The organism is Nitrosomonas sp. Is24 (genome assembly GCF_033063335.1).
Lineage (GTDB): Bacteria > Pseudomonadota > Gammaproteobacteria > Burkholderiales > Nitrosomonadaceae > Nitrosomonas.
On record NZ_JAWJZG010000001.1, the window covers coordinates 1 to 16244 of the forward strand.

10 protein-coding genes are annotated in these 16244 nt (G+C 47.4%); 9 read left to right on the plus strand and 1 reads right to left on the minus strand.

Translation table 11 applies throughout. The features are described from left to right. Positions 1 to 9 precede the first annotated feature (9 nt). The 9 genes from dnaA to R2103_RS00045 all read left to right on the plus strand — a co-directional run bounded on the left by dnaA (position 10) and on the right by R2103_RS00045 (position 14295). Positions 10 to 1374 (plus strand): chromosomal replication initiator protein DnaA, encoded by a 1365-nt coding sequence (dnaA, locus tag R2103_RS00005; RefSeq protein ID WP_411172533.1) that lies wholly within the window; start codon positions 10 to 12, stop codon positions 1372 to 1374. Between the two features lie 188 nt (positions 1375 to 1562). Next, positions 1563 to 2678, plus strand: coding sequence for a DNA polymerase III subunit beta (gene dnaN / locus R2103_RS00010; RefSeq protein ID WP_317529548.1), 1116 nt, complete (start codon positions 1563 to 1565; stop codon positions 2676 to 2678). An 83-nt stretch (positions 2679 to 2761) separates the two neighbouring features. Further along, positions 2762 to 5182: a DNA topoisomerase (ATP-hydrolyzing) subunit B gene (gene gyrB, locus R2103_RS00015; protein ID WP_317529549.1), complete on the plus strand. Its 2421-nt coding sequence runs from the start codon at positions 2762 to 2764 to the stop codon at positions 5180 to 5182. A 191-nt stretch (positions 5183 to 5373) separates the two neighbouring features. Further along, the gene (locus R2103_RS00020; RefSeq protein WP_317529550.1) at positions 5374 to 7956 is read left to right on the plus strand and encodes a type I restriction-modification system subunit M; all 2583 of its coding nucleotides are present in this window, start codon (positions 5374 to 5376) and stop codon (positions 7954 to 7956) included. A gap of 1 nt (position 7957) precedes the next feature. Further along, the gene (locus tag R2103_RS00025; RefSeq protein ID WP_317529551.1) at positions 7958 to 9181 is read left to right on the plus strand and encodes a restriction endonuclease subunit S; all 1224 of its coding nucleotides are present in this window, start codon (positions 7958 to 7960) and stop codon (positions 9179 to 9181) included. Between the two features lie 130 nt (positions 9182 to 9311). Next, positions 9312 to 9566, plus strand: a complete 255-nt coding sequence (locus R2103_RS00030) for an antitoxin (protein ID WP_317529552.1) — start codon at positions 9312 to 9314, stop codon at positions 9564 to 9566. Positions 9567 to 9571: 5 nt separating this feature from the next. Further along, positions 9572 to 9970, plus strand: a complete 399-nt coding sequence (locus R2103_RS00035; RefSeq protein ID WP_317529553.1) for a type II toxin-antitoxin system VapC family toxin — start codon at positions 9572 to 9574, stop codon at positions 9968 to 9970. Beyond that, complete coding sequence (locus tag R2103_RS00040) at positions 9967 to 13083, plus strand: type I restriction endonuclease subunit R, EcoR124 family (RefSeq protein WP_317529554.1); 3117 nt, start codon at positions 9967 to 9969, stop codon at positions 13081 to 13083. Before R2103_RS00035 ends, R2103_RS00040 begins: the two co-directional genes overlap by 4 nt. Positions 13084 to 13239: 156 nt before the next feature. Continuing rightward, the gene (locus R2103_RS00045) at positions 13240 to 14295 is read left to right on the plus strand and encodes a hypothetical protein (protein WP_317529555.1); all 1056 of its coding nucleotides are present in this window, start codon (positions 13240 to 13242) and stop codon (positions 14293 to 14295) included. Positions 14296 to 14374: 79 nt separating this feature from the next. On the opposite strand, the gene typA is transcribed toward R2103_RS00045, so the two are convergent. Continuing rightward, positions 14375 to 16189, minus strand: a complete 1815-nt coding sequence (typA, locus tag R2103_RS00050; RefSeq protein WP_317529556.1) for a translational GTPase TypA — start codon at positions 16187 to 16189, stop codon at positions 14375 to 14377. Positions 16190 to 16244: the final 55 nt, after the last annotated feature.

Here is a 16244-nt window from a genome sequence, read left to right on the forward strand (position 1 = left end):
ATGCAATCACTGAACACTTTCTGGTTATCCTGCCTTGATCATTTTAGAAAAGAACTCAACGCACAGCAATTTAACACCTGGATCAAACCCTTACAGATTGATCCGGAACTGAATAGCGACGATGAGGTTGTGTTGATTGCACCTAACCGTTTCGTGTCGCAATGGGTTAAAGATAATTTCATCGGGCACATTGAAAACATGGCGCTGATGTACTTCGACAAGAAAATCCAGTTTCACCTGAAACTGGCCGAGCAAAACGATGCAAAAACCGTGATAGTCAAAGCCGCGCCGGTGGAAGCACCACAGGAGCCGCCAGCGGAACCCAAGGCCGCATACCAGCCCGGCAGGAAAAATCCCAGCGGTCTGAATCCTAATTTCACCTTCGATAATTTCGTCACCGGCAAAGCCAATCAACTCGCGCGCGCCGGTGCGATCCAAGTGGCGGAATCGCCCGGCATCGCGTACAACCCGCTGTTCATCTACGGCGGCGTGGGGCTGGGAAAAACGCACTTGATTCAAGCCATCGGCAATTACGTGCAGAAAAACGACAAAAACGCCAAGATCCGCTATGTGCATGCGGAAAAATACGTGTCCGATGTCGTCAGCGCTTACCAGCACAAAGCGTTCGACAAGTTCAAGCTGTACTACCATTCGCTCGATCTGTTGCTGGTGGACGATGTGCAGTTCTTTGGAGGGAAGAACCGCACGCAGGAAGAGTTTTTCTATGCGTTCAACGCGCTGATTGAAACGCATAAACAAGTGATTATCACGTGCGATACTTATCCGAAAGAAATTACCGGACTGGAAGAACGTCTGGTATCGCGTTTTGGCTGGGGATTGACGGTAGCGGTCGAGCCGCCGGAACTGGAAATGCGCGTGGCGATTTTGCTAAAGAAAGCCGAGCAGGAAAAAATCCGTCTGGGCGAAAATGTCGCGTTTTTCATTGCCAAGCATATCCGCTCCAATGTGCGTGAGCTGGAAGGCGCATTGAAACGCGTGCTGGCTTTCTCGCGCTTCATCGGTCAGGAAATCACCTTGGATCTGGCGAAGGAGGCATTAAAGGACTTGCTTGCCGTGCAAAGCCGGCAAATCTCGATCGAGAACATCCAGAAAACCGTCGCCGATTACTACAAAATAAAAGTATCGGAAATGTATTCCAAGAAGCGCTCGCGTATCGTCGCACGGCCACGGCAAATGGCAATGGCCATCGCCAAGGAACTGACTTCATTGAGTTTGCCGGATATCGGCGAGGCGTTCGGCGGCCGGGATCATACCACCGTGCTGCATGGCTACCGCAAAATTAACGAATTGCGCATTTCCGATCCGGTGGTGAACCGCGATTTCAACGCGCTGATACTCATTTTGAGAGGTTGATAACAGTTGAACAGTTTGTGTATAACTCTTGTTTTAAAAAATCCGCCATTTTTATCCACAAACTATCCAAGCAGTATACACTCGCCATACAAAGCAAAATTTTAAACTATCTTGTTGATATTCAGCAGATGTTAGAAACTATACAGAAGATTGGCGGACATTATTAAATTACTATTACTTTTATATAAATGCTTTTAATTAAAACCAACCGGGATACCTTGTTAAAACCGCTGCAGACAGTCACCGGAATTGTCGAACGCCGTCAGACATTGCCTATCTTATCGAATGTGCTGATCCGGCAAACTGCGGAAAAGACCTCTTTTTTGACCACTGATCTGGAAATACAAATCAAAACGGTTGCAACCATTGATTTGTTGCCCAAACAGGATTTTTCCTTAACGGTTTCCGCGAAAAAACTTCAGGATATTCTGCGTTCTCTATCCGCCGACGCCGAAGTAACCTTAACCCGGCAGGACGATCATCTCTACGTCAAATCCGGCAAAAGCGCGTTCAACCTGCAAATACTTCCGGCGGAAGACTTTCCAGAAGTTGCGGAAGAAGCTGAATCGGAAAATGCGATCACGCTGAAACAAAAAGAATTAAAAGATTTATTGCACCATGTCCAGTTCGCCGTCGCGCAACAAGACATCCGTTATTACCTGAACGGTCTGTTGTTATTGACGGATAACAAGAAATTCATCAGTGTTGGCACCGACGGGCATCGTTTGGCTTACATCGAGGCGGCACTGGACAAAGTACAGAAAAAGCAGGAAGTCATCCTGCCACGCAAGGCCGTGTATGAACTGTCCAAACTGCTCGAAGATAACGAAGAACCGGTAACCATTGAATACTTCCAGAACAAGGTGCGGTTTTCCTTTTCCGGCATCGTCCTGACGTCCAAAGTCATCGACGGGAAGTTTCCCGACTACAATCGCGTTATCCCGACCCGGAACAACAAACAGTTTGAAATTAGCCGCCAAACCTTCTTGCAAGCGTTGCAACGGGTATCGATACTGTCTAACCAAAGCGAAAAATTCCGCGGTGTACGCTTGATCGTCAGTGAAAATAACTTGCGTATCGTTTGCAAAAACAACGAACAGGAAGAAGCCGAAGAAGAACTGGAAATCAACTACACTGAAGAATCGGTGGATATCAGCCTGAACATCACTTATCTGCTCGATTTATTGAACAATGTGGATAGCGAAACCGTGCAATGCGCGTTTGAAAATGCCAACAGCAGCGTGCTGATCACGATACCAGGGAACGATGCGTTTAAATATATCGTCATGCCGATGAGAATTTAACCGCATGTGAGCAAGAACTCAGCAAAATCGGCAACTATCGAAGTCATTTCCTGCAACTTACATAACCCTGAAAATCCTGACCCATGAGCGATCAAAATCCCAACGTACCTAAAGACAGTTCGAGCGATTACGGTTCCGAAAGCATCAAAATCCTGAAAGGCTTGGACGCCGTGCGTAAACGGCCCGGCATGTACATCGGCGACACCAGCGATGGCACGGGACTGCATCATATGGTGTTCGAAGTCGTCGATAACGCCATCGATGAAGCGTTGGCGGGTCATTGCGACGAAATCACCGTCACCATCCATCCGGATAATTCCGTCAGCGTCATCGACAATGGCCGCGGTATTCCAACCGGTATTAAGCATGACGACGATCTGAAACGCTCGGCGGCGGAAATCGTCATGACCGAACTGCATGCCGGCGGGAAGTTTGACGACAATTCATACAAGGTTTCCGGCGGTTTGCACGGCGTCGGCGTGTCGGTGGTCAATGCGTTGTCGGAATGGTTGAAACTGACCATCCGCCGTGACGGAAAAATCAACCAGATGGAATTTCGCATGGGTGTTCCGGTCAAGCCGCTGGAAGTCACCGGCGAAAGCGAACGCCACGGCACCGAAGTGCACTTTCTCGCCAGCAAGGACATTTTCGGCAACGTCGAATACCATTACGATATTTTCGCCAAGCGCTTGCGTGAGCTGTCTTTTCTCAACAATGGCGTAAAAATCCATCTGATCGACCAACGCACCGGTAAGGATGAGCGATTCGCTTTCACTGGCGGTATCAAAAACTTCGTCGAATACATCAACCGCAGCAAAACCGTGCTGCACCCCAGTATTTTTTATGCCGCTGGTGCGAAGGACAACATTGCCGTCGAGGTATCGATGCAATGGAACGACAGTTACACCGAGCAGGTGCTGTGCTTCACCAACAATATTCCGCAAAAAGATGGCGGCACACATTTGACCGGCCTGCGCGCGGCGATGACGCGCACGCTCAACAATTACATCGAAAAAAACGAGCTGGCCAAAAAAGCCAAGGTGGAAACCTCCGGGGATGACATGCGCGAAGGTTTGTCGTGCGTTCTATCGGTGAAACTGTTCGAGCCCAAGTTTTCGTCGCAAACCAAGGAAAAACTGGTGTCTTCGGAAGTACGCCCAGTGGTGGAAGAAGTCGTGGCGCAAAAACTGACCGAGTATTTGCTGGAAAATCCCATCGACGCCAAAACGATTTGCAACAAAATCATCGATGCCGCCAGAGCGCGCGAAGCGGCGCGCAAAGCCCGCGAATTGACGCGTAGAAAAGGCGTTCTGGATAGCATGGGACTGCCGGGCAAGCTGGCCGATTGCCAGGAAAAGAATCCGGCATTGTGCGAACTGTACCTGGTCGAGGGTGATTCCGCAGGCGGTTCCGCCAAGCAAGGGCGCGACCGTAAATTCCAGGCCATCATGCCGCTCAAAGGTAAGATCCTGAACGTGGAAAAAGCGCGTTTTGACAAACTGATCTCGTCGCAGGAAATCATTTCACTGATCACCGCGCTTGGCACTGGCATCGGCAAGGACGAATACAACCCGGACAAGCTACGCTACCACCGCATCATCATCATGACCGACGCGGACGTGGACGGCTCGCATATCCGCACGCTGCTGCTGACGTTCTTCTACCGCCAAATGCCCGAATTGATCGAACGCGGCCACATTTACATCGCGCAACCGCCGCTGTATAAAATCAAGCACGGTAAAAAGGAACGCTACGTCAAGGACGACCATGAATTGAAACAATACATGCTGAGCCTCGCGCTGGACGGTTCCGAGCTGCATACCGGCGGCGATAAACCGGCATTAACCGGCGAAACGCTGGAAAAAATCGCCAATGAATACATCCTGGCGGAAGCGGTTATCGAGCGCATGAGCCAGGCTATCGACAGCACCGTCATGCACGCACTGCTACGCCAGCCCGATGTCGATTTAAGCAACGGCCAAGCCGCGGCGGATAGCGCAACCCGCTTGGCAGCGCGCGTCAAGGACGTGCAAATCGTTGCCGAATACGACGATCTGCACGAACGGTACCGCCTCAAAATCATGCGCATGTCGCACGGCAACGTGCTGACCAGCTACCTCGACATTGATTTCCTCGAAAGCGGCGACTACGCGCAAATCCAAAAAACCGCGCAAGTGTTTGACGGCCTGCTGAGTCAAGGCGCGTATATTCAGCGCAATGAACGCAAACAAACAGTCAGCGAATTCAAGCACGCGCTCGAATGGCTGCTGGAAGAAGCGAAAAAAGGCCTGAACGTCCAACGCTACAAAGGCCTGGGCGAAATGAACCCCAGCCAGCTCTGGGAAACCACCATGGACCCGGAAAACCGCCGCCTGCTGCGCGCGCAAATCGAAGACAGTATTCTCACCGACGAAATCTTCACTACCCTGATGGGCGATGTGGTGGAACCGCGCCGGGCGTTTATTGAGAAGAATGCGTTGCGGGCGACGAATATTGATATTTAGGAAAGCTATCGAATGTCAAAATAAGTGAAATTTAGTATTAGTTATTGAAATTTAAATAACTTAATGAATGAAAGTATGGTTAGTGAGTAAGTGGGGCTCGTCAAGAGCCCTTTTTTTTAAGACTGAATTACATTTGTTCATCAAATGACTTGTAGGCTATGTAGGGATCATTTTGGGAATAAAGCTCACCAATGAATAAGCAACAATTAGCAGCCAAAATCTGGGAATCAGCGAATCAGATGCGTTCAAAAATTGAGGCCAATGAATATAAGGACTATATTCTTGGCTTTATTTTTTACAAATATCTTTCAGATAAAGAATTACAGTTTGCCAAAAAAGAAGACTTTTCTGCCGAAGATATTAAAGCGCTGTCAGAGGATGATGCAGAAACCGTTGAATATATTAAAAGGAACATTGGCTACTTTATTGCCCATGAAAACCTTTTTTCCACTTGGATTGCAAAGGGAAAAGACTTCGATGTTTCCAATGTACGCGATGCGCTCTCTGCCTTTAGCCGTTTAATTCACCCAGTACACAAAAAGCTGTTTGATGGTGTTTTTGACACCCTGCAAACAGGCCTCAGCAAGTTAGGCGAAAGCGCAGCGGTGCAAACCAAAGCCATTAGCCAGCTCATTCACTTGATTAAAGACATCCCGATGGATGGCAAGCAAGATTACGATGTGCTGGGTTTTATTTATGAATACCTGATTAGCATGTTTGCCGCCAATGCGGGTAAAAAAGCAGGCGAATTTTATACGCCGCATGAAGTATCGTTGCTCATGTCCGAGCTCATTGCGCACCATGTCAAAGACAAAAAAGAAATCCAGATTTATGATCCAACCAGCGGATCAGGCTCGTTGCTCATCAATATAGGCCAATCCGTTGCCAAGCATATCGATGATGAAAACAACATCAAATACTACGCGCAGGAGCTCAAGCAAAACACTTACAATCTCACGCGTATGAACTTGGTGATGCGTGGTATTTTACCCAGCAACATCATCACGCGTAATGGCGATACCTTAGAAGATGACTGGCCATTTTTTGATGAGAGTGACCCTACCAACAGCTACAACCCGCTGTATTTGGATGCAGTGGTTTCTAACCCGCCCTATTCACAAAAATGGGATTCCGAGCATAAAGAAACCGACCCTCGTTATGCCCGCTTTGGCTTAGCACCCAAAACCAAGGCCGACTACGCCTTTTTGTTGCATGATTTATATCACCTTAAACCGGATGGCATGATGACGATTGTCTTGCCTCATGGCGTGCTGTTCCGTGGCGGTGAAGAAGGCACCATTCGAAAAAAGCTGATAGAAGCCAACCATATTGACGCCATTATCGGCTTGCCCGCCAATATCTTTTTTGGCACAGGCATCCCCACCATCATCATGGTGCTCAAACAAAAACGTGAGCTTACCGATGTGCTGATCGTCGATGCCTCCAAAGGCTTTATTAAGGTTGGCAAAAACAACAAGCTCAGAGCCTCCGATATTAAACGTATTACCGATACCGTAATCGAGCGGCAAACCCACCCCAAATATTCCAAGCTGGTGAGCCGTGACCAAATCCGTGAAAATGATTACAACCTCAATATTCCAAGGTATGTCGATTCCTCCGAACCCGCAGAGCGTTGGGATATTTACGCCACCATGTTTGGCGGTATCCCGGAAAAAGAAATCAACGCACTGGATGAATTTTGGCAGGCATTCCCCAATTTAAGGGCGGCGCTGTTCTCAGCCACCTCAAGCGAATATTCCGCGCTCAATGTGGCAGACATTAAAACCGCCATTACCCCCCACGCCGAAGTCAAAGCCTTTGCGCAAAGGTTTACCACCGCCTTTGCGGATTTTGATGGCTTTTTAAAACAAGGGTTAATCACCAACATACAAACGGTGAACATTCAAAAACAACTCACCGCGATCAGTGACGATATTTTTAGCCGTCTAAAGCCTATCCCGCTCATCGACAAATACGAAGCCTACCAACTGCTCGATGACCATTGGACCAGCATCGCGGTGGATTTAGAGATCATCCAAACCGAAGGTTTTAACGCCACCAAACAGGTTGATCCCAATATTGTCACCAAGAAAAAAGACGGCAAAGACCAAGAAGTGCAAGAAGGCTGGCTAGGCCACATTATGCCGTTTGAGTTGGTGCAACAAACCTATTTAAGTGGTGAACTGCAACAGATTCAAAGCAAGGAAAACCGCTTAGCAGAAATAAGCGCAGAAGTTGAGGAAATACTCGATTCACTGACTGAGGAAGAAAAATCCAGCGCAATCGTCAACGAAGCGATGGATGCTTTTGTGGCAAGCGAGGTCAGCAAAGAAGCCAAACAACTCAAAGCTGAAGTTAAAAAAGGCGTTGTATTTGCAGAAGAAACGATAGAAACCAAAACATTAAAAGTAGACGCGCTGCTTGCGGAAGAAAAAGAACTCAAAAAACAACTCAAAGCTGAAACTGCCGCGCTTCACTTAAAAACCAAAACCACCATTGAGGCGTTAACAGACGCACAAGTGTGGGCACTGTTAGAACTGAAATGGATTAACCCGCTGATCGCATCGATCAATCAACTGCCAACTACGCTGATTCAAACCCTCGCTACCAAAGTGCAAGTGCTGGCGGATAAATATGCCACCACGTATGCAGATGTGGCAAAAGAAATCACAAGCACAGAGGATGAACTCGCTAGCATGATAGATGAACTCACAGGCAACGCCTTTGATATGCAAGGCTTGGCTGAATTTAAAGCGTTTTTAAAGGCTGAGTAAGATGGCGGAGAATAAGCAAATACCAGCCATTCGGTTTAGGGAGTTTAAAGAAGAATGGGTTGAAGTTGAATTAAAAGATGTGTCCATTTATTCAAATGGCGGGAGCTTCGAAAATCAAACCCAAGAAAATGGACGTTACGAACTCATTACACTTAAATCAATCGATATGCAGGGTAAATTAGTATCCTCAGGCAGATATATTGATATAGAAACTCCAACATTAAAGAAAGACACACTTGTAATGATCCTCAGCGAGCAGTCCCCAGGATTGCTTGGCATGACAACATTAATACCAACAGATAATGAATTTGTTCTTAATCAGCGTGTTGCGGAAATAAGACCCAATAAAGATATTTCTAGCTATTTTTTATCAATGGCAATAAACAAAAATCAATATTACTTTAGTCGGTGTGGAGCGGGAACAAAAGTACAAAATATTTCGAAACCTAATGTCGAAAGATATGCTTTTTCATGTCCTCAATGTAAAGAACAAACCCAAATAGGCAGTTATTTCCAAAACCTCGATAAGCTAATTAGCTTGCATCATGCCAAGGTCAACAAGCTGGCCAACCTCAAAAAAGCCATGCTTGAAAAAATGTTCCCCAAAGATGGCGCGGATGTCCCTGAAATTCGTTTTAAAGGCTTTGACGGGGCATGGGAGAAGAGTAGGTTTGGCGATTGTGTTCTTATTCAAAGAGGAGGTTCCCCTAGACCAATAGAAAGCTTTATTACAAATGAAGAGAATGGTATCAATTGGATAAAAATTGGAGATGTATCAAAAGCCTCAAGATACATTACAAAAACAAAAGAAAAGATAATTCCGTCTGGAGAAAAATACTCAAGAAGAGTTTATGCAGGTGACTTGATACTATCCAACTCTATGAGTTTTGGAAGACCATATATTATGGCGATAGAAGGTTGCATCCATGACGGATGGCTTGTAATCAGGGACGAGAACAAACTATTTAATCTGGAGTACTTATTGCAACTATTGTCCTCAGATTTTATGCTTGAACAGTATAAAGCGTTGGCATCTGGTGGCGTTGTTATCAATCTAAATAGTGAGTTAGTTCAATCAACCACTGTTTATGTCCCAATTTTGGCAGAGCAAGAAAAAATCGGCGCCTATTTCCAAAATCTAGATAATCTGATCGCCCTCCACCAAACCGAGTTAGATAAACTCAACAATCTCAAAAAAGCCTGCTTAGAAAAGATGTTTGTCTAAGGAAATGGTTGGTTTTTTTGATTCTATTTTTAAGCCAGCACACCGTGCAAAAGTAACGTTGCATTATCGCTTAGCTCTGTCTAAAATACATACAGACTAGTACACACATTTATTGCGGGAGATCAACTTTATGCAAACCTTAACAACACGGGTGTTTATGAATGGCAATAGCCAAGCAGTGCGCATTCCGCAGGCTTTTCAACTGGATGTTCAGCAAGTTGAAATAAGCCGTGCGGAGAATGGCGACCTTGTGATTCACCCGATAAAACCTAAACGGGGCGATAGCTTGCTAGCAGCACTCACGCAGTTTGACGATGATTTTATTGAAGCATTGGCAGAGGATGTTTCAACCGCGCAACCGATGCAAGATAGAGATGCTTTATGAGGTATATGCTGGATACCAATATCATTATTTATTTGCTGAAAAATAAGCCCGTCGCGGTTGCAGAGCGGGTGAATGCGCTCAGTGACGATGATGTGTTGTGTATGTCTTATATTACTTACGCGGAGTTGTTAAAAGGTGCTGAGCGCAGTGTGCGTAAAACGCAGGTACAAAAGCAGATTAAACAGCTTACGCTGAGCATCCCTGTGGAATATGCGATTGATGCAAAAATTTGCCAGCATTACGCGGCGCAGTTTACCCAGCTTAAAACTTCTGGCACACCGATTGGCGCGAATGATTTATGGATTGCCTGCCATGCACTGGCAATGGATGCCACTTTGGTGACTAATAATGTAGGCGAATTCGAGCGTGTGCATGGCTTGAGCATTGAAAACTGGAGCCTATGACCTACCCCTCTGAAGCGCAATTTGAAGCCGCCTTGATTGAAGAACTCTCAAACAAGGGGTGGGAAAAGACGGTGCTAAAAAACCCGACGGAGGCGGATTTACTCAACAACTGGGCGCAGATTTTATTTGAGAATAATCGAGAGCGTGACCGTTTAAACGATACCCCACTAACGAACTGCGAAATGCAACAAATCATGGAGCAGATTGCCGAGCTGCGGACCCCACTCAAACTGAATGGTTTTATCAACGGTAAAACGGTGGCGATTACGCGCGATAACCCGGCTGATGCTTTGCATTTGGGTAAAGAAATCAGCCTGAAGATATACGACCGCCGAGAAATTGCCGCCGGGCAAAGCCGTTACCAGATTGTGCAACAACCCAGATTTAAGAGCTATTCCAAAATTCTGAATGACCGTCGCGGCGACCTGATGCTGTTAATCAATGGCATGCCGGTGATTCATATTGAGCTTAAAAAAAGCGGGGTGGCGGTGAGCCAAGCTTGCCACCAAATCGAGAAATATGCTCATGAGGGTTTGTTTACGGGCATTTTTTCTTTGGTGCAGTTGTTTGTGGCGATGGAGCCAGAAGAAACGTTGTATTTTGCTAACCCTGGGCCAGACGGCAAATTTAACAAAGATTATTTTTTTCATTGGGGTGATTTTAATAACGAGCCGGTTAACCACTGGAAAAAAATCACCGCTGATTTGCTCTCTATCCCGATGGCGCATCAACTGATTGGTTTTTATACCGTGGCGGATGATACCGATGGCGTGCTGAAAGTGATGCGTAGTTACCAGTATTACGCTGCCAATGCGATTTCGACCAAGGTGGCCAAAACGGATTGGGAAAATACCAACCAACTAGGCGGCTATATTTGGCACACCACAGGCTCAGGCAAAACCATGACCAGCTTTAAATCTGCTCAACTGATAGCCAACTCAAAAGATGCCGATAAGGTGATTTTTTTGATGGACAGGATCGAGCTGGGCACGCAATCGTTGCTTCAGTATCAAGGCTTTGCCGATGAAAACGAAGACGTGCAAGCCACCGAAAATACAGGTGTTTTAGTCACCAAACTAAAAAGCACCGACCCTGCCAATACCTTGATTGTCACCTCGATTCAAAAGATGAGTAATATCAAAGACGAGGCAGAGGGGCTAACGGCACATGATGTTGAAATCATGCGGGCAAAAAGAGTGGTGTTTATTGTGGATGAGGCGCATCGTTCCACTTTTGGCGATATGCTGATTACGATTAAGCAAACCTTTAACAATGCCTTGTTTTTTGGATTTACTGGCACGCCGATTCATGATGAAAACCAACGGCAAATGAACACCACCGCCACGGTGTTTGGCGATGAATTGCACCGGTACAGCATTGCCGATGGCATTCGCGATAAAAACGTATTGGGGTTTGACCCTTATAAGGTGATGACCTACAAAGACAATGAGTTACGCAAAGCGGTGGCGCTTGAAAAAGCCAAAGCCAGCAGCGAAGCCGAAGCGCTGGCTGACCCCAAGAAAAAAGAAGTGTTTAACCACACTATGCGCAAAGTGAGCATGGCGGGGCATTTGGACGAGGCTGGGCAATATGTAAAAGGCATTGAAGATTACATATCGAACGTGCAGTACGAACGTATTGAACATCAAGAAAAAGTGGTTGAAGATATTTGGGAGCACTGGGTCACACTCAGCCAAAATGGCAAATTCCATGCGATTTTGGCAACCAGTAGCATTAAAGAAGCGATTGAGTATTACAGATTGTTAAAGGCTAAGTGTGATTTAAACATCACCGCGCTGTTTGACCCCAACATTGATAACAACGGCAATGCGCACGATAAGGAAGCCGGTTTGCTGGAAATTGTTGAGGACTACAACCAGAAATTTGGCCAAGCCTTTACCTTTGCGGCGCATGATAAATTTAAAAAAGACATTGCTGCCAGACTCGGCCACAAAAAACCCTATGCGCAAATTGCCAAAACACCCGAGCAGCAAATCAATTTGCTGATAGTGGTTGACCAGATGCTGACTGGCTTTGACTCAAAATGGCTTAATACTTTGTACTTGGATAAAGTGATTAAGTACGAAAACATCATTCAGGCATTCTCACGCACTAATCGACTGTTTGGGCCTGATAAACCGTTTGGCACGATTCGCTATTATCGTAAGCCACATACGATGGAACAGCATATCAACCGTGCTGTTAAATTGTATTCAGGCGACAAACCGATTGCGCTATTTGCGCAACGGCTGGAAAGTAACCTGAATAAGTTAAATGCGATTTATGAAGAAATTGTTGAGTTGTTCATCCATGCGGGCGTTGCTAATTTTGAGAAACTACCTAACGATTTAACTGAACGAGGCAAGTTTGCCAAGCTGTTTAAGGCATTAAATGATTATTTAGAAGCTGCAAAAATTCAAGGCTTTAAATGGATCCAGTTAACGTATGAATTTGGTAATTCCAAATCTGTCGTGACCTTAAAATTTGATGAAAACACCTACCTGATTTTGGCGTTACGTTATAAAGAGCTATTTAGTAGCGGAGCTGGCGGTGGTAGCAGTGATGTGCCTTTTGAAATTGATGGCTATCTAACGCAGATCGATACCGGGATTATTGATGCGGATTATATGAATTCCCGATTTGAGAAGTTCTTAAAGACACTCCAGCAAGCAGGTGACGATAGCGGGGAAGTTCAAAAAACGTTAGATGAGTTACACAAGTCTTTTGCTTCGCTCACGCAAGAAGAACAAAAATATGCCAATATTTTTCTGCATGATGTTCAGAGTGGCAATATCACCATAGATATCCAAAAAACCTTTAGGGACTACATTACAGAGTATCAATTTACGGCTAAAGATACAGAAATACATGAGATTGCACAGGATCTTGGCTTAGATGAAACCAAGCTAAGAGCGATGATGAATACTGGTATCACCGAGGCTAACCTTAATGAATATGGGCGCTTTGATAGCTTAAAAAGTACAGTTGATATTTGCAAAGCAAAGGCCTATTTTGAAAAATTAGAGGGCAAGTCACTTTCTGCATCCAGAGTGAAGATGAAAGTTCATGACTTACTTCAGAGATTTATTATTAATGGTCGCTTTGGAATATAAAGTCTTTTTAAATCGCCGCTATGATTATAGTTTTGAGCGAAGTGGCTTCAGCTTGTTGCAAATGGATGCCAAAACACCGCTACAAAGATAATTAAAGTTATTGTCAAAGCTATAATAAAAACATCCTATTATTTATCTTAAAAAGGAGGTCGGCGCATGAAAGCTAAATCCCTTATTCCAAAAATTTGTTCCGTATCGCTGGCGCTTATCCTGGCGCAGGGTGTTTCCTACGCCATGCCCGGCATGCACGATTCCGGTAGCGGCGCGGCGACGGAGCGTCCGCGAGTGTCGAACAGCATCGGCGGGAAAATCAATTCACCCGGTTCTGAGATGGAGATCACCTACAGTGCCGACGGCAAGACGGCGATTTTTGTGTCGACGCGCGAGGGTAGTGTTCAATCGCCCGGCGGTCATTACAGTTTCGATATCTGGATGTCCCATCTGGTCAACGGTGAGTGGCAGGAGCCGGTTCATTTGGGGCCGGGTATCGATTCCAAGGTGGGACCGAACATCAATACTTCGGCGTGGGAGCTGGAGCCGAGTTTTTCCGACGATGGCAATGTGATTTATTTCACCCGCTACGAAGCGGGCAACATGTTGTCGGGCGATTTGTATGTGGTGCAAAAAGTCGACGGTGTTTGGCAAGAGGCCAGGAATTGGAACGATGTGCCGGAGTTGCCGGGCATCAATACCTCAACCGGTGAGGAACATTGTCCGATCATCGCGTCCGATAGCCTGATTTACTTCAGTTACCATCAGCCGGGCGAGACGCAGGATAGCGATATCTGGAAGGTTGAGAAGAAAGACGGTGTGTGGCAGAAGCCGGAAAGTTTGGGAGCGAAGATCAATTCACCGCAGCGCGACCATATGCACTGGACCGGATTATCGAAGGACGGTAAAAGCCTGATCATTACCAGCATGCGCACCGATTTGGATTCGCGCGGCGGGCATGATGAATGGATTGCCCGGCAAAATGCCGACGGTGAATGGCAGCAGCCGGTCAATCTCGGTGACACAATCAATACCGGCGGGGAAGATATGTGCTGGACATTCACACCGGACGGTAAGCAATTCACCGGCAGCTGGGGGCCGCACGGCACGTATGACATGGATCTGCGCTGGGTGAATAAGGACGATGTGCCGCTGTTGAAGGACTTTGAGCCGATTGGTCCGCCGCCCAATCTGCTGAAAAACAGTAAAACAGGCAGATGACGGACAAGCGGTGAAACAGTGAAGCTTTAAGGTTGCGCCGGTATTACCTCATACCGGCGCAATGGATTGAAAATCGTGATTAAGCTGCCGCTCTCGATGCGCGTTTGCGTTCGTGCTCGAGTAAAAAGCGTTTACGGATGCGGATGGTTTGCGGTGTAATTTCTACCAGCTCGTCGTCGGCGATGAATTCAATCGCGGATTCCAAGGTCAGTTGAATCGGTGGGATTAACGTCACCGCTTCATCGGTGCCGGAGGCGCGGATGTTGGTCAATTGCTTGCCTTTGATCGGATTGACGACCAGATCGTTATCGCGGGTGTGAATGCCGATCACCATGCCTTCATACAGGCGGTCACCAGGGCTGACGAACATGCGGCCGCGGTCTTGCAGTTTCCATAACGCATAGGCGACGGCTTCCCCCAGTTCGGCGGAAATCAGCACGCCGTTTCTGCGCGGCGGAATTTCCGGACGCATCGGGGCGAATTCGTCAAACACATGGCTCATCAGGCCGGTGCCGCGCGTCATGGTCATGAATTCGGATTGAAAACCGATCAGGCCGCGCGCCGGAATGCGATAATCCAGCCGTACACGGCCTTTGGCATCCGACACCATATCTTGCAAATCGCCGCGGCGTGCACCCAGGGCTTCCATCACCGCACCTTGATTGGCCTCGTCGACGTCGACGGTGAGCATTTCAAACGGTTCGCATTTGACGCCGTCGATCTCGCGGATCACCACGTGCGGGCGCGATACTGCCAGCTCGTAGCCTTCGCGGCGCATATTTTCCAGCAGAATGGTCAGGTGCAATTCGCCGCGCCCGGAGATCAGGAACGAATCGGTCTCGGCCGTTTCTTCCATGCGCAAGGCGACATTGGTGAGCAATTCTTTTTCCAGACGTTCGCGCAATTGGCGGCTGGTGACGAATTTGCCTTCCTGTCCGGCAAACGGTGACGTGTTGACCTGGAATGTCATGGTCAGGGTTGGTTCATCAACAGCGAGAACCGGCAGCGCCTCAGGTTTGTCGACATCGGCCAGTGTGGCGCCGATACTGAGTTCGTCCACGCCGTTGATCAGTACGATGTCACCCGCCAAGGCTTCTTTCATTTGCACCCGTTCCAGACCCTGAAAACCGAGTACTTGATTGACTTTGGCTTTTTTCGGCGGCTTATCGCCCATTAACACCATGACTTCCTGACTGGGCCGCAGTTTACCGCGGCGGATACGGCCAATGCCGATACGGCCGACGAAACTGGAATAATCCAGCGCGCTGATTTGCAGTTGCAAGGGTTCATCGGGGTTTTCATCGGGAGCGGGGACGTAGCTGAGGATGGTGTCAAACAACGGGCGCATGTCCGTGCTGGGTTTTTCAATATCCAGCGTGGCAAAACCGTTTAACGCCGAAGCATATACAACTGGGAAATCAAGTTGCTCGTCGCTGGCGCCCAGTTTGTCGAACAAATCGAATGTTTGATCGACTACCCAATCGGCACGCGCGCCGGGCCGGTCGATCTTGTTGATCACGACAATCGGACGCAACCCCAACGCCAGTGCCTTTTTGGTGACAAAACGGGTTTGCGGCATCGGGCCTTCTACAGCGTCGACCAGCAGTAAAACGCCGTCGACCATCGACAGCACGCGCTCGACTTCACCGCCGAAATCCGCATGACCCGGGGTGTCGACGATATTGATGTGGACGCCTTCGTAGTCGATAGCGCAATTTTTGGCTAAAATGGTAATACCGCGCTCGCGTTCAATATCGTTGGAATCCATCACACGTTCAGAAATTTGTTGGTGCGCGGCAAAGGTGCCGGCTTGATGCAACAGTTTGTCAACCATTGTGGTTTTGCCATGGTCAACGTGAGCGATGATGGCGATATTGCGGATTGGGCGAGACATAAATAATTCCTCAAAAAATAAGCTTTTAGTTGTTGCGGCGGGGGCAGCATTATAG

Bases quoted from the DNA above. Each gene is read 5' to 3' on its own strand.
- dnaN (WP_317529548.1), top strand. From the start codon at position 1,563: ATGCTTTTAATTAAAACCAACCGGGATACCTTGTTAAAACCGCTGCAG.
- gyrB (WP_317529549.1), top strand. From the start codon at position 2,762: ATGAGCGATCAAAATCCCAACGTACCTAAAGACAGTTCGAGCGATTAC.
- R2103_RS00020 (WP_317529550.1), top strand. From the start codon at position 5,374: ATGAATAAGCAACAATTAGCAGCCAAAATCTGGGAATCAGCGAATCAG.
- R2103_RS00025 (WP_317529551.1), top strand. From the start codon at position 7,958: ATGGCGGAGAATAAGCAAATACCAGCCATTCGGTTTAGGGAGTTTAAA.
- R2103_RS00030 (WP_317529552.1), top strand. From the start codon at position 9,312: ATGCAAACCTTAACAACACGGGTGTTTATGAATGGCAATAGCCAAGCA.
- R2103_RS00035 (WP_317529553.1), top strand. From the start codon at position 9,572: ATGCTGGATACCAATATCATTATTTATTTGCTGAAAAATAAGCCCGTC.
- R2103_RS00040 (WP_317529554.1), top strand. From the start codon at position 9,967: ATGACCTACCCCTCTGAAGCGCAATTTGAAGCCGCCTTGATTGAAGAA.
- R2103_RS00045 (WP_317529555.1), top strand. From the start codon at position 13,240: ATGAAAGCTAAATCCCTTATTCCAAAAATTTGTTCCGTATCGCTGGCG.
- typA (WP_317529556.1), bottom strand. From the start codon at position 16,189: ATGTCTCGCCCAATCCGCAATATCGCCATCATCGCTCACGTTGACCAT.